A 20,628-nucleotide genomic window follows, 5' to 3' on the forward strand; every position below is an offset into this window, starting at 1 on the left:
ACCCATGCGCCACCTCCCGCACCTAATTCCAATCCTGCTTCTATTCCTCAGCCCCCACTCATCCGCCTCCTGCCTGGAGGAAAAACCCCTGAAACAACTGGACACCCGCTACGAACAGGCGCTGCGCAACGGCGACACCGACTTTCTCGCACAACTGCTCAAAGACGAATTCATTTGGGTACACACCCTCGCATCACAGACAGAAAGCAAAAGCGACCTCCTCACCCGCGTAGGCGACAAAAACTACCAACAACCGGTAGCCCGCACCTCCAAAGAAGTATCCGTACTCAACGCCGGCAACACCGCCGTGATCACCGGCTACACCACCGTAGAACAACGCAACGACGACAACAGCACCCGCGCCGCCCGCTACCACTTTATGCGCACCTATATCCTGGAAAACGGGCAATGCCGATTGCTGGCCAGCAAGACCGGCAAAGTCTGGAGCAGCGAAACCGGCCCGCTCTAACACCGTCTCGCTTGCACGCGAACAGCTACGGAGCACCGATCTTTTCGCCTGCAAGCAGGCTCCTACAGGCGCGCTGTAGTGACGTAGGGTGCGCCGCGCGCACCACATCAGCACCTGCAGGATGGGCACAAATCGGCAGGACTGCCGATTTGGACGCCGAGGGCGCCCGCGAAGCGGGTGAGCGCCATGGCCGGCGCGAATCCAAGCGAAGCGTGCCCATCAAAACCCACAACCCCACACTCCAGCCCGCTAACCGTCGCCCAATCCGCCCCCACAACGCCCTCTCGTCGTTCCGGCGGAAGCCGGAACCCAGAGACCCCAGCTCTCGACACCACCATCGCATCAACTCCGACACGACCTCCCTCTACCGGCACACCTAACCAACAAAAACCCAATTCCAAACAAAACACCCACAACTTCTACAATAAATCCACAGAAACACACGCAACCCCGCACAAAGCGAAAACGCAGGAACACCCCCTTGCCCGATCGACATCCGGTAAACATCGGCTCCCTGGACACCCGCCTAAACTGGCTCCGCGCCGGCGTACTAGGCGCCAACGACGGCATCATCTCCATCGCCGGCCTCGTCATCGGCGTAGCCGGCGCCACCGCCGATTCCAGTGACATCGTAATGGCCGGTCTCGCCGGCCTGGTCGCCGGCGCCCTGTCCATGGCCGGCGGCGAATACGTCTCCGTCTCCACCCAGCGGGACACCGAGGCCACCCTGGTGGAACGGGAGCGTCTCTCCCTCTCCGATCCCCGCGCCGCGGAAGACGGTCTCACCACCAGCCTCCGCGCCAAGGGACTCTCCCCCGAAACCGCCCGCGCCGCCGCCCGCGAACTCTCCGCCAGGGACCCGCTGCGCGCCCACACCGAAGCCGAACTCGGCCTGGACCCCACCCGCCTAACCAGCCCCTGGCAGGCCGCCCTCGCCTCCTTTATCGCCTTCGCCTGCGGCGCCCTGCTCCCCCTGCTCACCATCACCCTCCTCCCCGCCCGCACCCGCATCGCCGGCTGCGCCCTGGCGGTTGTCGCCGCCCTCGCCATCACCGGCCACACCGGCGCAAGACTAGGCGGCGCCCCGCACTGGCCGGCGATGTGGCGGACGGTAGGCGTTGGAGCCTCAACCATGGTGGCCACCTATCTGGTGGGGAAAGGGTTTGGGGTGGTCGTTGGTTAGCAAATTTCTGAATAAGTGTATTCGTCACTCCGGCGAAAGCCGGAGCCTAGAAAAGGGTGGGTGCTTGGAAATGGGGGGGCTATCACCCCTCCCGGCCTACCCCGCCAGCCTCCAGCGCCTCGATCAGATCCCGATACTCCTGCCACAAATGCCTGACGTAAAGCTGCCACTCAATATCCAGACGCTCCCAGGCCTCGATAGCGCCCCAGCCGTGCGGGAGGTATTCCATTCGCTCCAGCACAAAGGCGGCAGCGATCCGCTCGCTGGTACTGGCGCCGGTGGTGCCCTTTTCCAGCAGGCCTCGGGCGACTTGTAGGATTTTGTTCAGCGGGTACGGAAGCTGGTCGATTTGCCGATAGATGGATTCCATGGCGCGCCTCACAAAGATCTCCAACTCACACCTGTCTCGAAATTCCCGACAGACTATCATTGTCTCTACCATCGAGACAATGAAAAGCTCGATCTACTCCCCCGCCTACGACCGACTCCGAACCTGGCTCAAAGACCAGCGGGAAGAGCAGGGCCTGTCTCTTCGCGCAGCGGCGGAACTGGTGAGCCGGCACCACTCGGTGCTGGGCAAAATGGAACAGGACCGGAAGATCGATGTGGTGGAATTTGTCGAATACTGTTTTGCGCTGGGAGCGGACCCGCACGAGGGGCTGGATATCCTGATCGACTGCCTGGAACGGGGGCGCAGACAGAGGAAGAAATAAGTTCCGCATGACTGGATAGTCCCATAGAAGTATTTGATATTTGCCACCTGCAAACAAGACTCCCGGATTGCCATTGCCGTGATCAGATGATCCGGCTATCAAAGTACTCTACGCGATAGGCTTCTATCCACGGACCCGAACAGAGACAGCAAGTACCCAGCTTTACATTTGTAGGTTTTTTCGCCTACTCTCCACTTCCGGCACTGGATGTACGCCGTAAGGCTGGCTTTGCCCAGCCGTAGATTGTCACTTTAAGGGAGAGACGGCTAATGATTAGCCCAGGTGAATTTTACCTAATGGATGTGGCAGATTTGCCCTTCGATCTGTTTCGTGGGGGCAATGCCAGTGGATTTCAGTTCCACGAAGACCGGGCGATGAAAGATTGCTACACATACATGAAAGATGGAGTAATTTACGTCGGAGCCAACTTGACCGGTTTCTCATGCTTCGACCACATCACTGACAGAATGAAGAGGCAAGGGAAGAACGTCTGGAAACTCAAACGGGGCGCTCTGCTACCTGTAGACCTCAAACTGGTACGAGATGAGCGCAGAGGACACGAGGGCCACTATATGCTGGCACCGGCCAAGGATATGCCGATACGGAAGTATATCGGTCTGCTCGAAGAACTCGAAAGGGACCCGTCAAAGTGCACCAAACTCACACCGCAGGAGATTAGAAATGGCTGGTAATGCGACTGCAAAAGTCTCTTTCACCAAAAGGGAACTGGCGTCCCTCCTTGCTATAGTAGAAAAGGAAAAGGAGCGGTACGATGCCATTGATTACGACCAACTCGATGACGACGAGGCTGGCGATGTTGGAGATGAGCACGAAGTAATAGACGGCATCTTCTCTATGCTGAAAGCCAGTTACTCAGATACTTTCTGAGTGACTCCCATCCATCTCCCTGAGCAAAGACATAACGCTCCCCGGGCCGCACAGGCAATCTGCCAGCGGCCACCCAGTTCCTGACATCGAGGTCGGCAAGCCTATTGGTGAGCGAGTCAGTCATCCACCTCGAAGAATTTCTTCAGAAGGTAAAACTTATCCATAGATAGTGGAAAGTGCCGCACGACCGCATCCAGATGTAAACAAATTGCTCGAAGTGTAATGGCATAGAATTCTTAACAGCCTTGATGGCCGGCACTTACCAAACACTCTTACCCAAAAAATCAGAAAACGTTTAGGACTATGACTTACTATCGAATAAAGCCCGACCTAGACACCTATGGTTGGTTCGAGCTGGATATGCAAAAGGTATTGAGCGCTCTCGGGCGAAAGACCTTTTCCAAATTTACCGAAACCGATGCATCCATTGCCGACAAGTGGGAGGACTTCGAAGCTCGCCTTGAGCCGCCCGACGGCGAAGTCGTGGTCAGTGTTCGCCCAGATCTTACGACTTGGGGTGGCGGCTGCCATTTAGTGTTAAACGAGAAGGCCTTTGACGTGCTTGGGTCTTTACTGGCTCCATATGGCGAGTTTCTAAGCGCTCCTTTCGAAGGCGAGGAATACCGTATATTTAATTGTCGCACCACGAAACCGGCTGACGAGTCCAAAAGCCAAAAGAAGCTTGTTGATGGGCTTCAAGAAGGCCTTATCAGTCTGGACTTCGATCCTGCGGATATTGCCGATACCCCCGTATTCAAAACGGACTATGACCTATTCATCTCTCTCTACTGCGATGAACGCTTCAAGCGGCTCGTCGAAAAAAATAGTTTAACAGGCATCACTCTCCGGGAAGACTTGGCTACAAGCCCACTGTTATAGCCACTCCTGCCCACAGTCAGAAAGGCAACCAAAGTGGAGCGTTATAAAAACGGGAAACGAAATGTCTGATATTTCAATCGGCACGTTAAAGATGTCGAGAGATGGTGCAGACATTCAAGATTTTCTTCTTTCTTATGAGGAAACAGAATCTAAGCTAAAAAAGCTGTACATAGAAAAACAGAAATTCACAAAGAATTACAAATTATCCCGATTACGAGCCTCTCTGATACGACAGACTTCTATACACGCACCTTCAGGCGGTCGATTCTGGTTCATCCCCACACACGTGAAGAACACATCCTGGGCATCACCAGTAAACTCTAGGGCCTCGTTTTATCCCCGCGCATGTGGAGAACACTTCCAGGTAGATGAATTCCTCGACTTCAATCCCCGGCTCATCCCCACGCATGTGGGGAACACGACGGACAGATGACCCACGTACTCCGCCACACCGGTTCATCCCCACGCATGTCGGGAACACTAGCCGATGGTCAAAGTGGAAGACCTGACGCACGGTTCATCCCCACGCATGTGGGGAACACAGTGTCATTACCCATGTGGTGAAGGAATACGGCGGTTCATCCCCACTCATGTGGGGAACACCCGTCCCCATATTCCAAAAACCGTAGGTATCTCGGTTCATCCCCACGCATGTGGGGAACACGATGCGGGCACGCTCTTGCTTGCGGATCTCCTCGGTTCATCCCCACGCATGTGGGGAACACTTCAGCCGCACAACGCGGTGCACACACGCATCCGGTTCATCCCCACGCATGTGGGGAACACCCATTGCTCAGGGTCAGGATTAACTCGCCGGTCGGTTCATCCCCACGCATGTGGGGAACACTCGACCTGCTTCACGCTCAGCCGCTTCGCCTCCGGTTCATCCCCACGCATGTGGGGAACACTAGCCAATAAAAAAGCGCTGCAGCTGGTCCAGCGGTTCATCCCCACGCATGTGGGGAACACCACTCGGTGCGCTCCTGCTTGCCGTGCTCGTCCGGTTCATCCCCACGCATGTGGGGAACACTACGTCCAGGGCGCCATGGCCAAGCTTTAACCGCGGTTCATCCCCACGCATGTGGGGAACACGAGCTGACATCAACTCCATTCCCGCCCCGGTGCGGTTCATCCCCACGCATGTGGGGAACACGCTGGACGCACGGCTAGCGAGTTTGCGGCAGCCGGTTCATCCCCACGCATGTGGGGAACACATCGTTGTAGGCTCCTATCACAATCGTGATATCGGTTCATCCCCACGCATGTGGGGAACACGTCGCCAACGTCACCAACCTATTGGCCGAGTGCGGTTCATCCCCACGCATGTGGGGAACACCGGTCGCTCCGCCTCATAGTCCAGCTCCACCCCGGTTCATCCCCACGCATGTGGGGAACACTCGACGAGGAGGAGCTTCTCAGGCAGGCTCAACGGTTCATCCCCACGCATGTGGGGAACACCGAGAGACTGCCACAGAAGATAGGGCAAGAGGCGGTTCATCCCCACGCATGTGGGGAACACATAGACGAAGAGTGCGCGCCCTATTTTCAGGGCGGTTCATCCCCACGCATGTGGGGAACACATGTTTGGTGCCAGTGCATATCAATCCCCTATCGGTTCATCCCCACGCATGTGGGGAACACCGCCGCATGAGAACAGCAATGGCCCAAACCAGCGGTTCATCCCCACGCATGTGGGGAACACCTGGCGGAAATGCCCGGGGGCCTGCAGGTGGCCGGTTCATCCCCACGCATGTGGGGAACACACCCACGAAACAAGCCGCCCGTCGGGGCGAAACGGTTCATCCCCACGCATGTGGGGAACACGGCATTTTGCCGGTTCCCCTGGCCAGGCCGTGCGGTTCATCCCCACGCATGTGGGGAACACGATAAATTATCTTATCAAGAAAAGGAGCAGGGCGGTTCATCCCCACGCATGTGGGGAACACATACATTAATTCACCCATATCTACTCCCGTTGCGGTTCATCCCCACGCATGTGGGGAACACACAATAAAGCAAAAGACCGCGCAGAGCGCGGCCGGTTCATCCCCACGCATGTGGGGAACACGGCGTCACCGGTCTTAATGACGGCATCAACGCCGGTTCATCCCCACGCATGTGGGGAACACACCCCTCCGGGCGCGAATATCGCCGGTATCGTCGGTTCATCCCCACGCATGTGGGGAACACAACATCAAAAGAGCACATCGGCTCATGGGAATCGGTTCATCCCCACGCATGTGGGGAACACGATGGGGGGTTCTCAGCCGCGACCCACTCCCGCGGTTCATCCCCACGCATGTGGGGAACACACGAGGACGTGGCCCGGGGGTTCGGCAACGTTCGGTTCATCCCCACGCATGTGGGGAACACAATATACGAAGGTTCACCAGCGGCTCTTAGTGCGGTTCATCCCCACGCATGTGGGGAACACAGCTCCAGTGGCTGCTAGGTGGCGAGTACACCACGGTTCATCCCCACGCATGTGGGGAACACGTCTGCCGGAGTCCGTTTAATCGCGCCCATTACGGTTCATCCCCACGCATGTGGGGAACACAATAGCGCATTTTTCTGGACCGTAGACCCACCCGGTTCATCCCCACGCATGTGGGGAACACAACCCGCGCGCCCACCTAGGGATAACATTATGCGGTTCATCCCCACGCATGTGGGGAACACGTTTTATCTGGCAGCTTCAGCGGCTCGAATGGCGGTTCATCCCCACGCATGTGGGGAACACGGATGCTCGCAGTGCTTCCAGCGGCGGTATGACGGTTCATCCCCACGCATGTGGGGAACACGCACCACCTCATCCCGAAACGCCCGCTGGCCGCGGTTCATCCCCACGCATGTGGGGAACACAACTCGTCCGGCGAAAAATATTTCAACAGTGGCGGTTCATCCCCACGCATGTGGGGAACACAAACCTACTGCGCCTAATTTCCAGGTCGACCACGGTTCATCCCCACGCATGTGGGGAACACATGTGAGATTTAATTCGTTCGAGATTGAAAACCGGTTCATCCCCACGCATGTGGGGAACACCGACCGTCCAGGCTCGGAACCACTCGGCCCGGCGGTTCATCCCCACGCATGTGGGGAACACCATTCCTGCGGTGCTCTCGTACTCCTTCTTCACGGTTCATCCCCACGCATGTGGGGAACACATATGGATCATGTTGACCCTCACGCTGGCGGCCGGTTCATCCCCACGCATGTGGGGAACACCGTTCTTCAAAATCGCCCCTGGCTCGAGTGAGCGGTTCATCCCCACGCATGTGGGGAACACTGACTTTTCTGTCGGTAGCGCAAACTGGTCGGCGGTTCATCCCCACGCATGTGGGGAACACGCCAAAACCCACCTGCCGTTTTCATCTGATATCGGTTCATCCCCACGCATGTGGGGAACACTTGCATTTCACCAATGCCATAACGCCTCCTCGCGGTTCATCCCCACGCATGTGGGGAACACTGCGGCGAATTGCCGGTGGAGCAGCTGCTGGCCGGTTCATCCCCACGCATGTGGGGAACACTGTAGTTAAGTTGGCCCGCGTCAATCCATCACCGGTTCATCCCCACGCATGTGGGGAACACGTGCGGGTTCTTTGCCGCACGATCAGCGTTCTCGGTTCATCCCCACGCATGTGGGGAACACGGGGGTTCCCCTGGTTGGACAGATTAACCCCTCGGTTCATCCCCACGCATGTGGGGAACACGGAAGGGCGCGCGCTTCGGCGCGCCCGCGTCCTGGTTCATCCCCACGCATGTGGGGAACACCTGGGTGCCCAGGCCAGTATCATCTCCGCTGCCGGTTCATCCCCACGCATGTGGGGAACACACCTCCAACTGGATGAACAGCTAATGGAAACCCGGTTCATCCCCACGCATGTGGGGAACACAAGCAGCAAGTTAACGCCGCGGCTTTGGCTAACGGTTCATCCCCACGCATGTGGGGAACACGTATTCGCGAGTCTGCATCCAGCTGAAGCCGTCGGTTCATCCCCACGCATGTGGGGAACACAATATTTTTTACCTGCTTTTAGTTGCCGCTGCCGGTTCATCCCCACGCATGTGGGGAACACGACCCCCAGCTTAGAGACTGGGCGGATAGTCTCGGTTCATCCCCACGCATGTGGGGAACACGCCAAGCAGTTCCGGCAGGAATTTGAGGCCAGCGGTTCATCCCCACGCATGTGGGGAACACATGTAATGCCCGGCCCCAAGCTCGCCCGCAAGCGGTTCATCCCCACGCATGTGGGGAACACGCGCCCTGGTCGTCAACCTCCATTGCTACGCCCGGTTCATCCCCACGCATGTGGGGAACACCCGGATTTCCCAGCTGCTGGGCGGCCGCCATTCGGTTCATCCCCACGCATGTGGGGAACACATTGATAACCCTGGGCCTGCAGGCCTGATGATCGGTTCATCCCCACGCATGTGGGGAACACGGGCCATCAAGGCCGTTAAGACACAGAAAAAGCGGTTCATCCCCACGCATGTGGGGAACACCTGGGTTATAAATATCTCCTGAACTATTGATTCGGTTCATCCCCACGCATGTGGGGAACACTTAGGTTTGCGCGCATTACTCGCATGGCTGGACGGTTCATCCCCACGCATGTGGGGAACACTTTGAAAAATGTTTCAGGTGGTCAGACTCGCGCGGTTCATCCCCACGCATGTGGGGAACACTCAGATTTCAACCAAGTTGGATTTTAATCTGTCGGTTCATCCCCACGCATGTGGGGAACACGACCTGGACAAGCGCGAGCAGTCGATCATTGCCGGTTCATCCCCACGCATGTGGGGAACACTTGGGTAACGCGGACGGCTGATGCCCGTGATGCGGTTCATCCCCACGCATGTGGGGAACACCAGGAAGTCCAGCTCAAAGACTGGCGCTTCGACGGTTCATCCCCACGCATGTGGGGAACACCAGGAAGTCCAGCTCAAAGACTGGCGCTTCGACGGTTCATCCCCACGCATGTGGGGAACACATCAAAGAGATTCGGGCGAAAAACGTCCGCTACGGTTCATCCCCACGCATGTGGGGAACACTTGTGGTGTTTGACGGCTCGCACCTTGGAACGCGGTTCATCCCCACGCATGTGGGGAACACTGCCGATCGTGCGGGCCGCAGTCCTCGTTGAGCGGTTCATCCCCACGCATGTGGGGAACACGGCAGCCGCATGGGCACCGGCACCCCCGAGTACGGTTCATCCCCACGCATGTGGGGAACACTCAACCTGGCGCCCACCGGCGGCGGCGACACCCGGTTCATCCCCACGCATGTGGGGAACACACGGGTTTTCTCGGCACTCTTCATAGTGCGCTCGGTTCATCCCCACGCATGTGGGGAACACATCAGTGTCGGGCTCAGCCTGGACAGAAACTGCGGTTCATCCCCACGCATGTGGGGAACACTTCTGTTGCGCCCCCGGCAGCTCCACCCCAGCCGGTTCATCCCCACGCATGTGGGGAACACGTTGAGCGGCCCCGCCCCTCTGCCAGCCCTGACGGTTCATCCCCACGCATGTGGGGAACACTAAAAACGTTTGTTTTTCGCTCAGTTAGAAGACGGTTCATCCCCACGCATGTGGGGAACACTCACTACGCGCACCACATAAGCGGACAGCGGGCGGTTCATCCCCACGCATGTGGGGAACACGCGACCTCCTCGACATGCCGGCGGACTCCCTCCGGTTCATCCCCACGCATGTGGGGAACACGGTCATTACTCTCTCCTTGTGTGCTGGAGCCGCGGTTCATCCCCACGCATGTGGGGAACACGTTATCGGGCCCGTAACAATTCCCAACGGTTCCGGTTCATCCCCACGCATGTGGGGAACACATAACCTTCGCGCTCGCCATAAACGCATCGTTCGGTTCATCCCCACGCATGTGGGGAACACCTGATGCCGACTACCAAGCCCACACAGAACTCCGGTTCATCCCCACGCATGTGGGGAACACATACGGAGGCTCGTCCGGGTTTAATTGCTCCCCGGTTCATCCCCACGCATGTGGGGAACACGATCACCGGCACGTCCAGCTCTTTGGCCAGCGCGGTTCATCCCCACGCATGTGGGGAACACAACAAAATTTATAGTACCCTCGCCTGCATCCTCGGTTCATCCCCACGCATGTGGGGAACACGCGATAGCTTGCGCCTTCTTTTCTTGCGGAATGGGTTCATCCCCACGCATGTGGGGAACACGACGCGAGCGCCCCGGGTCCGTTGAGTCTCCGGGGTTCATCCCCACGCATGTGGGGAACACGTGATCTGGCGCAGGCTCGGCCAGCACCGCTCTGGTTCATCCCCACGCATGTGGGGAACACATGCCAAAACATGAAAAAACTATCACTCTCCGCGGTTCATCCCCACGCATGTGGGGAACACGGTTTTCTTTGTGGGGGGGCCTATTGCCCTTTCGGTTCATCCCCACGCATGTGGGGAACACCTGTAGGCCCAGTCGGACAGGTACGGCTGCCGCGGTTCATCCCCACGCATGTGGGGAACACCTGCCTGATGATTCGACGGTGCAGTTGGATAGCGGTTCATCCCCACGCATGTGGGGAACACGCGGTTACTCAAATGGATAGACGGGTGGGGGACGGTTCATCCCCACGCATGTGGGGAACACGTCTTACCTCTGGGGAAGACCATACAATCAGCCGGTTCATCCCCACGCATGTGGGGAACACTTGACACCTCGCCAGTATCAAGATCAACAACTCGGTTCATCCCCACGCATGTGGGGAACACGTAAACTGCGGGAAAGATGTTTTCAGGACGTGCGGTTCATCCCCACGCATGTGGGGAACACGCGCCCCTAATAGACCGCCCGTCCCAAACCGCCGGTTCATCCCCACGCATGTGGGGAACACCCTGATATTGTTGCTCATATGTCACGCCATCGCGGTTCATCCCCACGCATGTGGGGAACACCACAGCCGTTCCGGGGTCGGTCCACGTAATTTCGGTTCATCCCCACGCATGTGGGGAACACTTGTCTTCCGGGGGAAGTGGATAGACAAAGAACGGTTCATCCCCACGCATGTGGGGAACACGAAGGATGATATCGAACGGATCGGCGAATTGCCGGTTCATCCCCACGCATGTGGGGAACACATCGGGATAGCTGGAATATCTCTCTGGAGGGTCGGTTCATCCCCACGCATGTGGGGAACACCAGCGACTACTCCGGGTAATATTTCGTCAATACGGTTCATCCCCACGCATGTGGGGAACACTAACCGGGGCGTTCCCATCGCCGGGATAATCTCGGTTCATCCCCACGCATGTGGGGAACACGCGTGACCTCGGAGTATTCGCCAGCGTATCGGGCGGTTCATCCCCACGCATGTGGGGAACACACCATGTATCCTGTAGATACAACTGGTGGTGCCGGTTCATCCCCACGCATGTGGGGAACACCACAGCAGATCGAGAGCGAGCCGGCATGGTGGCGGTTCATCCCCACGCATGTGGGGAACACTCGCCCTCGCCTACCTGGGCTCTGTCCATTAGCGGTTCATCCCCACGCATGTGGGGAACACTACGGAGTAGCGGGCGTAACCGCAGATAATTTCGGTTCATCCCCACGCATGTGGGGAACACGGGAATTGGAATTTGATGGGGTGGCCTACACGCGGTTCATCCCCACGCATGTGGGGAACACACCCGCGAAACAAGCCGCCCGTCGGGGCGAAACGGTTCATCCCCACGCATGTGGGGAACACACTGTGAGTCGGGAGAATGTAGTTTTGCGGCCCGGTTCATCCCCACGCATGTGGGGAACACTCCAAACATATCTGTTTGATTTAAAAGGAAAAATTCAGCCTACGAAATTCCACCAGCCAAACTGGCTATTTTGTAACCGAAAAGAGGTGAACTCAGGAAACTCTTCCTGATTTAGTCTGACTGCCCACTAGTAAAGCAGATCAAGTCTGGAGAGCATCTGTTGGCAGGAAAGAAACCAAACGCAGTCCCTCATAATCGATAGGAACGCGCCTGTTGGTTCCATACGTCTGGAAATCAAAGCCCGACTCCGTATTCGTCGCCCAGGCCATCACCGCATTACCATCTTCCGAGAGTTCGGTAATCTGCTCCCAGATCATCTCCCTTACTCGTCTGGAAACATCTCCCACGTAAACCCCAGCACGAACCTCCAGTAACCAGATAGCCAGCCGCCCACGTAAACGGGCGGGAACATTTTCGGTTACAACGGTGATCATACTCATACTCAGCCGCTCCGATGCCCCTGGTCACCAATGGATTCTGGTTCGGGAATTGCCGGAGGTACGGCGTCTTTTGGAGTTCCAGGCGGCTCTATTCCCCCGGCCGACAGCACTTCCTCGATTAGCGGAATCAGCCGTTTCAACGTCTTTGTCTGGCGAAACATATCCCGGCAAACGATACGCACTTCCCTGTCCGGTTGTGTCGGGTTGGTGGCAGCCACTTTGAACGCGGCGGGAACAACCGTTTCAAACTTGAGGATATCGGCAATATCGTACACAAACGACAGAGGCTTGCCGCTGTGCAAAAAGCCGACTGCCGGGGCATAGCCAGCCGCCAGTATCGCGGCCTCAGTGATGCCATACAGGCAGGAGGTAGCGGCGCTGATGCACTGATTCGCCTTGTCGCCAGCTTTCCAGTTTTTTGGGTCGTAGCGGCGACCGCGCCATTCAACTCCATACTGCTTGGCAAACACCCCATACATCCTGCGTACCCGTGCGCCTTCAATACCGCGCAACTGGTCCACACTGCGGCGCTCTGGCGCGGGCTCACCAAAGCGCAACTCGAACATTTTGCGCACCACTTTCAGGCGCAGGTTTTCATCCAGAGCCAACTTTGCCTGGTAGAGCAATCGATCCGAGCGCGCGCCACCGGGCTGGCCAGACGCGTACATACGCACTCCAGCTTCGCCGACCCAGACAAGCAGAGTCCCCACCTGCGCGGCCAGCTTAACTGCGGCATGGGATACCCGTGTGCCCGGTTCCAGCATGATACAGGCAACGGAGCCAACGGGAACGTGGGTTCGAATTCCCCCTTTGTCCACCAGTACAAAAGCACCGTCGATTACGTCGACTTGGCCGTACTGAAGAAAGATCATCGAATTGCGATCCTTAATCGCTATAGGTTTCAACGGTAAAAAGGCCATAGTCCCTCACGCCCATCAACAGCGCACCACACTCAACAACCCACAACCGAAGGCTTTCGCTGGACCGATACCAGCCAACAAAGCACGATTGAAGGCCTCAGTATTTTGCACCTGCAATACACCTTCAAAACAGGTGCGCCGCACACTGATCCGCGCATTGCTCTTGCGGCCAACTAATACATCGCTGGCTGTGATCAGTGCTGTGCTGAGGCCGAACCCGTGCCGTTCACCCTGCCGCTGCAACCAAGCCAATTGATCGGCTTCGCCAACCAATCCATAACGTTTACCACAGCGGGTGACTGTCGGATTAGCCTGCAGGCGGAAACGATAAGAATTGCCGCCTTCAACTAACTGCTCCAGCGCCAACCGCTTACACTCCACCGGCTTCTTCAGGTAGTTAGGCTGACCCGCCAGAACCAACCAATTTGCCTCAGTCGCAGACTGAACCAACACCACGGGCATTGTCCAAGCGTTACTGTCTACTTCCAGTCGCCAAAGAAAACGCGGCGGCGTGCTGTGCGCATCAACCGCAAATGCTCGCGCCAGCGTGCGGTGCATTTCATAGGCATCACCCAGATCACGCCGGGCCTGGGCGCTGTCGGGATCAAGCGTCAATCTGGTCAGATGCATACACCGCCTCCGATTTCACGAAACGTGGGCCAAAACGCCGCTCAGCGAAAGGAGCCACCGGTTGATCCAGCCGTACGGCACCCTCAGCGGGATCTTCCAGCAAGCAGCGCAACGGTTTGCCTTTGTCAGCTCGCTGGGCCTGAGCTAAGCGCGGATAAGATTTCAGGGCTTCCATCAATGACAATGTCAATAAACCATCAGGCAGCCACACGGGACAACCTGGTGCAAAGCTCTTGCGTCCCAATGCCAACGGCCAGACCGGTGTGCGTAGCGCAGCGTGAATCTGCACCAGCAGGTTTTCGTCGTCGCCCTCCAGGCCAACTAGAAATGCCGCATCGGCCAGGTAAAACCGTGGACTGACCACGGTGCGTCGCAAATCAGACTTACCGGTGGCGATCAATACCCCTGTAGCGGTCTGGTAGTCGCGCATGGGCACACCTTCGCGATCGACACGCACCCCCATCCGCAATCCCGCCAGATCTTCCACCGGCTCGCTGCGATCTCGTCCCAGAGCGGCGCAAACCAATCCCAGCACTCCGGATTTGGAAGGCTCCAATTGTGTGTCGCGCTCGTCGAAGCGGCTGCTAGTCCCCCAGGATTGCAACGGCCCCTGCAGGCGCATCAACAGGGTTGCCATATTCAAGCCTCCAACTGGTCGGCTACCTGCATGCGAACCCATGCTGTCAGATCTTCCAGATTGGCCACGCGATTGCCGCTGCCCTCTGGCCAAACATTACTCAGGTCCAGGTAAGCCCATTGATCTCGCGAATCGCCATAAATGGCAGCCAATTGCTCTTCGTGCGCTGCGAGCTCCGCTACTGACTGACTCGTCAACGATTGATCTATTCGAGCGGAAACAGGCTTTTCAAACGCATTAGCCAGGTTGAGTGGGCTGCTGTGACGCAGGCAGACACCGACGAAACTGGGCGGGTTGTGGGCTGCGAAGGTGTTCTGCTTGCCAGTGGGAATAGCACGCACCATAGCCTGGGTAAATGCCGACAGTGCCGAAAGGGTCAACTCGCCATCTCCCTGCAGGTTGCTCTGCAGCTTACCGGTATCGACCACGGCGTAGCGATAAAATGCTGCGGAGTTAAATTCCACCTGGCCAATCATGCCCGCGCCGGTTTCGTCAGGACCACCCTTGTCATCAACGGCGGTAAAGTAATCAAACTCCCGCTCGACCCGATGCGTACTGATAGCGTGGGCCACCTGACAGGCGGCATCCTGGTTGACCCCGGGCATATCTGCCAACATGCGGCCAAACAGGGCGACATCCACTGCCTTGCCCCCATCCAGCAACGCTTTGGCCTTTTTCACCACCTCGGGCGGTGCGCTGGCCTTGGCCTCCTTCTTGCCTTTCTTTTCTGCGCCCACGGGCGCACCGGTCAACTCGTCCCAATGCTGCTCGATCAAATCGGCAAAACCGGAAATTTCAGCCTCGCCGAGAAACAGAAGATATTCGGTTTTGTCCTCCTTAAGTTTAAGACCGGCGGCTGCCAGAGCAGCTTCGATCTTACCCCCCGCTTCTGCCTGCTCGCGACCGTCCAGACGCTCCAGCAATAACGACTTGAGTTTTTTGGTGCGCACACCACGAAACTCTGGCGCAATCAAATCGTGTTTCTGTGAGGCCAAGCGGATAGCGCGTTTGAAGCACTGGCTACTTACGCGAGCGCGGCGATGGCCGCCGAATATTGCATCCTTGGGCGCGCCGGTGTCGTCGCGGTTAAGATTGGATGGTGCAAAATTCTGAATCAGGTGGAATTCGATAAAAAGGCTCATGATGTCCCTCTCAGTTATTGGCAGGTGTGGATTCTGTGTCGGCAGCGGGAGCTTCCAAAGCACGGTAGAAATCCCGGGCCCAACGCTGGCGAATATTGTCGCGCCACTCGACATCAACTCTCGGGTTGAGCCAGGTCGCTAGATCTTTTAACAAGGCGGCATAGCCCAAGGGCTTATCATCGGCGGACAATAGGGTGACCACTTGGCGCAAATATACCGGCAGGTTTTCTGCATCGGCGCCCAACAGAGCAATAAAACGCTGCTCAATACTGTCGCTCTCCCGTTTGCGCATCAGTTCTCCCAGGCTGGTAGCCAGTGTCTTGCTCCCCTGCCGGGGATGGCTGGCGTACAGGCCCGCAACCACGTAGAGAGCCAATCGCCAGGAATCCTGGGCCCCCCTTTCGGCAGCAAAGCGCTCCACATAGGGGTAGGCCGGTGGATAAGCCCCTGGGGCAAAGCCCAGGCTGCGGCGCAGTACAGCCATCGCCCCGCGGTCGCGCTCCCGCAAACGCTCTAGATGCGCGATAAAGTCCTGCTTGATGTCACTCATACTTGAGTCTCCTCCTCGGCGACGGAGTGGTTGGATTGGGATGACCTCAGTGGCTTCAACTTATTCATCAGATTCATATGCCCCCTGGCCTCGGCGCGCAGCGCCTTGGGAGAATCGCCAAGCGCATTGCGTACCGCCCTCCACACCGCGTCGGCTGCCGCCAAGAGGGTTTGCTGCCAAATCGTATCGGCCTTATCCAGATCGCTGGAATTGCCCGTGCCCAGCAAGGCCATCACCCGGCCCAGTGAGCGCTCGGCCGCGGAAAAGTAGATCGGTGTCGCCGGGCCGGTGTCGAACAGGTTACGTGCACGAGATCTTGTATCTTTGTGTTCCGATTCGGGCATGCCTTCCGCAAGGGCCGTGGTGGCGACACTTCTGATACCGTTGAAGATCTCTTCAGCCTGACGCACATAGGCACGCAGCTCTCCAGCGCCTTCCGAGGAAAGCAACAAAGCAGTCGGCAAGTTGAAACGTTCGGAGCGCCAGCGCAGCAGCTTGGCTTGATCACTCGCCAAGCCTGCTACTAATAACGACTGTTCGCTAGTAGCTAGATTGGCCAGTAGACTCGCGGCCCAATGTAACACCGGTGCAGGCTGCGAGGACTTACCTTCGGCGTCGGGCAGCAGCGTAGGCAAGTCGCGCCAGAAGGCGCGTCCCTCAGTGAAACTCAGGCGCACCAGGTTTTGGTTGCCCACACGATAACTGGCCATCGGATCGGGCGCCTGCACATCGTCGGCCAAGGCAATACCGGCAGCAAAACGAAGCCATTGCACCTGGCCCTGCTCATCCGGCAACAGTAGTACTGCGCGAGTCCGCCGCGTGTAGCGGTCGTTGGGGCCACTGGCCAATCTCGGCTCGGCCTGCAACTGCGCAACACTTGGCAACTCCTGCTCCCAAGACGGCAAATCCTCGTGACCAGAGGGAGTTGGCACGTGCAGGGCCATACAAAGGGTTTCCGCCAACGATGTACCAAGAGGCAGGACTGCCGCAGTATTGGCGAGGGCTCCGGCCTTGTCCGAAGAGCGCAGGGTTTTGACTAGGCCACCGGGAGTGAATTGTAGAAACCCCAGTAAAGTTCGCAGCGCATTGGCTGCCGATGTGGGCTGTGGTGCTAGGTCGCAGGAATGATCGAACACTACTGGTGTATTGCCGTTAGCGCTGGCCAGAGATATCTGTGTCCAGGGCTTTTGCTTGCCCCGGGTTTCCTCTGCTTCGGCCAATACCGCTGCCTGCATAAAGGGCTGCCGTGGGTGAAATAACCAGAAGCGCTCACGCCAGTACTCCAGGTAGTCGAGTATTGCCTCAGTCGGCAGGCCACTTTGATACCAACTCGTCCGCTCCGCGTCTGTCCAGCTGCCCTGGCTACGGCTAAGCGCTCTGTGAGTAATGGCCAACAACAAGCGGTACTGGGCAATCAGGCTGGGCGGGGCCGTTTCCGCCAAGGCACTAATCTCGCCCGCGCGCTGGAAAACTTCCAACAGCCCCAGATCATATACTTGGCCATCCTGCAAGCGCACCGGCAGCCAGGGTACGTCGAGCAGGTTGAAACTTTTATTCATACCTCGTCCTCGGATGAAAGTTCTTTATTCTCATAGACCAGCCCTAGCTCAGCATCCATTCGCAGACACAGTCGATCAAGCCGAAAGTATCCACGCTCTAACGGCAGGGGAATCAAGTGACGCAATAGCGGATGCTCAGAAAAGGCCTGCGGAATACTTGCAGCCTGAAAATGCTTAACCAGTGCTTTTCGGGACACCCTGATCTGGCGGGCATAGAGCGCCTTGGCCAATCCATCGGGCGGGTGTTTTTCGGGATCGAAAGTGCTGCCACCCGGCGTTAGGCTCCAACCGTCGGGGCTTTGATAAACGGGAACCAATGTTATCGAGTCATCACCTAGGCGGGTGCTGTTAGGCAGGCCCAGGCCCTCCTCTCCCTGCTCGTAGCCGCGGAGCTTCTGTGTATAGGCCAACTGCGGCTCCGCATCCGGGTCTATGGCCACATTGACAGCCATCATTTGCTCTGCCTGGCATTTTCCGATGTAATCACCGAGGGCTTCTATCTCGATGAAATTTCTATCAGCATCACTCAGGTCCGCCGGCAACTCCATATCGCCGTATACCGTCTGCACCAGGCGATCAATATCCTGCGGTAAGTGCAAAATGGACTCGCGGGAAAGCAATGCCCAAGTGCGACCCAGAATATAGGAATCGTAGACATATCCCCAGGCGGTAGTCTTGAGATCGGGCAAATGTTCTCTGGAAAGCCCGGCCACAAACAGACGCGCCTGCTCATGGGCTTCCGGCCGCGGGCGCCGGTGGCGATGAAGCCGCCCCGCGCGCTGCAATATCAGATCCACAGGTGCCAAGTCGGTGAGCATAAAGTCGAAGTCGATATCGAGGCTCTGTTCCGCCACCTGGGTGGCTATTAGCAAGGCGCGCTGTGGCCGTTCACCATCGACACCGAAACTGGTCAGTACCTCTCGCTCCAGCTCACCGCGCTGGCCAGCGGGAAAGCGCGCATGGAATAGCAACAGCTTGGCGCTGTTCCCCAATTGTTCCTTCAGCTTGAGGTAAAGCTCCTGGGCCCGATCAACGGTATTCACGATCAGGGCACCGCAACCACCAAGTTGTAGACACTCGATCGCACAGGCCGAGAGGCTATCCAAATCCTCCCCTACTGCCTGCAAGTTGATCGGCGGCAGCGGCCTGGCCTCGCAAGTTGCCCCCCGCAGGCCGCGGTTATCGGCCAGAAGCAGGCGGGGGTAAGACAGTTCGGGAATATCATTGGCGTCCACCTCCCAGGCGCGCAGCAAGGTTGCACGGCGTTTTGCCGGCAGGGTCGCACTCATCAGCACCACTGAACTGCCCATGGCCTTGAGCCAACGCAATAAAGCTGCGATCAATCCAGAGGTGTAAGTGTCATAGGCATGTACTTCGTCGAACACCACCACCCGGTTGCCGAGCCCCCACAGACGAACAAAATGGTGCTTGACGTTAAGCGCCGCGAACAATGCCTGATCCACGGTTCCAACACCGTAGCGCGAAAGCAGTGGGCGCCGACGCTGGGAGAACCAGGCAGACGAGGTGACGCTTTCTCCAGGTGTACCGTGAATACCGCGCAGATGCAGTATCTGCTCATTCAACGCTGCACCACCGTGCACCAGTTGCATGTCCAAAGCAGTATCACTGGCAAAGGCATGCAAAAAGCCGATGGCCCTTTGAAACAGCGCATTGCCCGTGGCCTGAGTGGGCAGAGCCAAATACAAACCCCGGTGCTGGTTAGCAGCCTGCAATCGCAAGTGTGCAAGAAAGGCCAACTCCGTTTTGCCCTCACCCATAGGAGCCTCAACCAATAACAGAGAGGGGCCCTGTACGCCGTCAAGCAGGTTATCCGCCTCACGCTGCAGAGGGCGAGCGCCAAATTTGGGGTTCTGGATAATGCGCCCGATCAACTGGCCGGCATCGGCCAAATCGCTCAATAAGGGCTTATTCACAGTCCAGCCAATGGCTGATAGAGCCTCATCGGCGCGTCGAAGGGCATTGGCGTGGTAGTCGGCAAACAGGTCGCAGCGCTCGCCCGGGGGAAACCATTCGGGATTGGAGCCTATCCAATCAGCCACACTGGTAAGCCCGGCCAGCCACTGCACGGCGGGTTGTGCCAAGGACTCCACCTCTGGTGCTCCTTGGGGGGCCAGCACGGCCCGGAAAACAATGAAAATCGTATTCCGCGCCGCGCCCCACTTCTCCGGCTCGCGGAGCGGCTTGGCATCTCTGATTTCGATCTGCGAAAAGTTGTAACCGTGATGAGCACTGATGGCTTGCAATACATGAAGAATCCAATAGCGCTGCTCAACGCCTTGCCGGCTCAGATGCTCGCCAAGCAAGGCTGCACTGGCACAGGCATGATCCGTAACACCGAGTGAACGCTGCGGAAACGACAGTCCCAGAGCTTCATCGGCTTGACGGCCCTCTTCCCATTTATCCTGAAAACCCGGAATAGCCTTGCCAAAGTCGTGCAGGCCAGCAAGAAAGGCGACCCAACGTACTAGATTAGGCAACGGCAGCCCCAAAGCTTGCGCCGCCCACCGGCGGCTGCTCTCCGGTTCGCGCATTAGAATAGCTTCAGCTACCGCCGCCACATCCAGCAGATGCGCCAAGAGCCCATGCCCGTAGCCCTCGCCGCTCTTGGCCCAGACTCTGCGAGCGGGGTCTGGGAGTTCTGAGAACCGCGCAAGATATTTATCTGGCTCGTTCACTACCTGCAACTCCCTGCGAAGACTTTCTCTTTCCAAATAGGCATATCAATATTCCTTGTAAATCATTTGCTTCCGGCCAACAGGTATGCCATATCTACTCAGCACGACCAACACTGCA

At 57.6% G+C, this 20,628-nt stretch carries 15 protein-coding genes and 1 CRISPR repeat array; of the genes, 6 read left to right on the forward strand and 9 right to left on the reverse strand.

Features of this window, described 5'->3' with window-relative positions; all coding sequences use genetic code 11:
• Positions 1–4: 4 nt before the first annotated feature.
• Together PP263_RS11540 and PP263_RS11545 are read left to right on the forward strand one after the other, a co-directional pair.
• Positions 5–469 carry a nuclear transport factor 2 family protein gene (locus tag PP263_RS11540; protein ID WP_308363648.1) on the forward strand — a complete coding sequence of 155 codons (465 nt, stop codon included), beginning with the start codon at positions 5–7 and terminating at the stop codon, positions 467–469.
• 481 nt (positions 470–950) lie between these two features.
• Complete coding sequence (locus tag PP263_RS11545) at positions 951–1,652, forward strand: VIT family protein (protein ID WP_308363649.1); 702 nt, start codon at positions 951–953, stop codon at positions 1,650–1,652.
• 82 nt (positions 1,653–1,734) lie between these two features.
• Here PP263_RS11545 and PP263_RS11550 read toward each other — a convergent pair whose 3' ends face one another.
• Complete coding sequence (locus tag PP263_RS11550) at positions 1,735–2,022, reverse strand: hypothetical protein (RefSeq protein WP_308363650.1); 288 nt, start codon at positions 2,020–2,022, stop codon at positions 1,735–1,737.
• A gap of 79 nt (positions 2,023–2,101) precedes the next feature.
• Here PP263_RS11550 and PP263_RS11555 point away from each other — a divergent pair, with 79 nt between their 5' ends.
• The 4 genes from PP263_RS11555 (at position 2,102) to PP263_RS11570 (ending at position 4,132) form a co-directional block, all read left to right on the forward strand.
• Positions 2,102–2,365: a helix-turn-helix transcriptional regulator gene (locus tag PP263_RS11555; protein ID WP_308363651.1), complete on the forward strand. Its 264-nt coding sequence runs from the start codon at positions 2,102–2,104 to the stop codon at positions 2,363–2,365.
• Positions 2,366–2,634: 269 nt separating this feature from the next.
• Positions 2,635–3,057, forward strand: a complete 423-nt coding sequence (locus tag PP263_RS11560) for a hypothetical protein (RefSeq protein ID WP_308363652.1) — start codon at positions 2,635–2,637, stop codon at positions 3,055–3,057.
• Positions 3,047–3,253, forward strand: a complete 207-nt coding sequence (locus tag PP263_RS11565; protein ID WP_308363653.1) for a hypothetical protein — start codon at positions 3,047–3,049, stop codon at positions 3,251–3,253. Before PP263_RS11560 ends, PP263_RS11565 begins: the two co-directional genes overlap by 11 nt.
• A 303-nt stretch (positions 3,254–3,556) precedes the next feature.
• Positions 3,557–4,132, forward strand: a complete 576-nt coding sequence (locus PP263_RS11570) for a hypothetical protein (protein ID WP_308363654.1) — start codon at positions 3,557–3,559, stop codon at positions 4,130–4,132.
• Between the two features lie 268 nt (positions 4,133–4,400).
• Positions 4,401–11,936: direct repeats of the CRISPR family, unit length 29 nt; unit sequence CGGTTCATCCCCACGCATGTGGGGAACAC.
• Positions 11,937–12,076: 140 nt separating this feature from the next.
• Here PP263_RS11570 and cas2e read toward each other — a convergent pair.
• From cas2e to cas3, 8 genes are read right to left on the reverse strand one after another with little or no spacing between them, the layout of a single operon-like run.
• Positions 12,077–12,376 (reverse strand): type I-E CRISPR-associated endoribonuclease Cas2e, encoded by a 300-nt coding sequence (gene cas2e / locus PP263_RS11575; protein WP_308363655.1) that lies wholly within the window; start codon positions 12,374–12,376, stop codon positions 12,077–12,079.
• Between the two features lie 2 nt (positions 12,377–12,378).
• Positions 12,379–13,296: a type I-E CRISPR-associated endonuclease Cas1e gene (gene cas1e / locus PP263_RS11580; RefSeq protein WP_308363656.1), complete on the reverse strand. Its 918-nt coding sequence runs from the start codon at positions 13,294–13,296 to the stop codon at positions 12,379–12,381.
• 15 nt (positions 13,297–13,311) lie between these two features.
• Positions 13,312–13,926, reverse strand: a complete 615-nt coding sequence (gene cas6e, locus PP263_RS11585) for a type I-E CRISPR-associated protein Cas6/Cse3/CasE (protein ID WP_308363657.1) — start codon at positions 13,924–13,926, stop codon at positions 13,312–13,314.
• A complete protein-coding gene (gene cas5e, locus PP263_RS11590; protein ID WP_308363659.1) occupies positions 13,901–14,563 on the reverse strand; it encodes a type I-E CRISPR-associated protein Cas5/CasD in 663 nt (220 codons plus the stop codon). Before cas5e ends, cas6e begins: the two co-directional genes overlap by 26 nt.
• Before the next feature lie 2 nt (positions 14,564–14,565).
• Entirely contained in the window at positions 14,566–15,705 is a 1,140-nt protein-coding gene (gene cas7e, locus PP263_RS11595) for a type I-E CRISPR-associated protein Cas7/Cse4/CasC (RefSeq protein WP_308363660.1), read from the reverse strand.
• Between the two features lie 10 nt (positions 15,706–15,715).
• On the reverse strand, positions 15,716–16,255 hold the full coding sequence (casB, locus tag PP263_RS11600) for a type I-E CRISPR-associated protein Cse2/CasB (RefSeq protein ID WP_308363661.1): 540 nt from the start codon (positions 16,253–16,255) through the stop codon (positions 15,716–15,718).
• Positions 16,252–17,814, reverse strand: coding sequence for a type I-E CRISPR-associated protein Cse1/CasA (casA, locus tag PP263_RS11605; protein ID WP_308363662.1), 1,563 nt, complete (start codon positions 17,812–17,814; stop codon positions 16,252–16,254). The genes casB and casA overlap by 4 nt, the downstream gene beginning before the upstream one ends.
• Positions 17,811–20,510 carry a CRISPR-associated helicase Cas3' gene (gene cas3, locus PP263_RS11610; RefSeq protein ID WP_308363663.1) on the reverse strand — a complete coding sequence of 900 codons (2,700 nt, stop codon included), beginning with the start codon at positions 20,508–20,510 and terminating at the stop codon, positions 17,811–17,813. Before cas3 ends, casA begins: the two co-directional genes overlap by 4 nt.
• Between the last annotated feature and the right edge of the window lie 118 nt (positions 20,511–20,628).

The sequence above is a fragment of the Microbulbifer sp. TB1203 genome (assembly GCF_030997045.1).
Classification (GTDB): Bacteria; Pseudomonadota; Gammaproteobacteria; order Pseudomonadales; family Cellvibrionaceae; genus Microbulbifer.

Coding starts and splice junctions, on each gene's coding strand:
- PP263_RS11550 (WP_308363650.1), bottom strand. CDS start 2,022: ATGGAATCCATCTATCGGCAAATCGACCAGCTTCCGTACCCGCTGAAC.
- PP263_RS11565 (WP_308363653.1), top strand. CDS start 3,047: ATGGCTGGTAATGCGACTGCAAAAGTCTCTTTCACCAAAAGGGAACTG.
- cas6e (WP_308363657.1), bottom strand. CDS start 13,926: ATGCATCTGACCAGATTGACGCTTGATCCCGACAGCGCCCAGGCCCGG.
- PP263_RS11570 (WP_308363654.1), top strand. CDS start 3,557: ATGACTTACTATCGAATAAAGCCCGACCTAGACACCTATGGTTGGTTC.
- cas1e (WP_308363656.1), bottom strand. CDS start 13,296: ATGGCCTTTTTACCGTTGAAACCTATAGCGATTAAGGATCGCAATTCG.
- PP263_RS11560 (WP_308363652.1), top strand. CDS start 2,635: ATGATTAGCCCAGGTGAATTTTACCTAATGGATGTGGCAGATTTGCCC.
- cas7e (WP_308363660.1), bottom strand. CDS start 15,705: ATGAGCCTTTTTATCGAATTCCACCTGATTCAGAATTTTGCACCATCC.
- casA (WP_308363662.1), bottom strand. CDS start 17,814: ATGAATAAAAGTTTCAACCTGCTCGACGTACCCTGGCTGCCGGTGCGC.
- PP263_RS11540 (WP_308363648.1), top strand. CDS start 5: ATGCGCCACCTCCCGCACCTAATTCCAATCCTGCTTCTATTCCTCAGC.
- casB (WP_308363661.1), bottom strand. CDS start 16,255: ATGAGTGACATCAAGCAGGACTTTATCGCGCATCTAGAGCGTTTGCGG.
- cas2e (WP_308363655.1), bottom strand. CDS start 12,376: ATGAGTATGATCACCGTTGTAACCGAAAATGTTCCCGCCCGTTTACGT.
- PP263_RS11555 (WP_308363651.1), top strand. CDS start 2,102: ATGAAAAGCTCGATCTACTCCCCCGCCTACGACCGACTCCGAACCTGG.
- cas5e (WP_308363659.1), bottom strand. CDS start 14,563: ATGGCAACCCTGTTGATGCGCCTGCAGGGGCCGTTGCAATCCTGGGGG.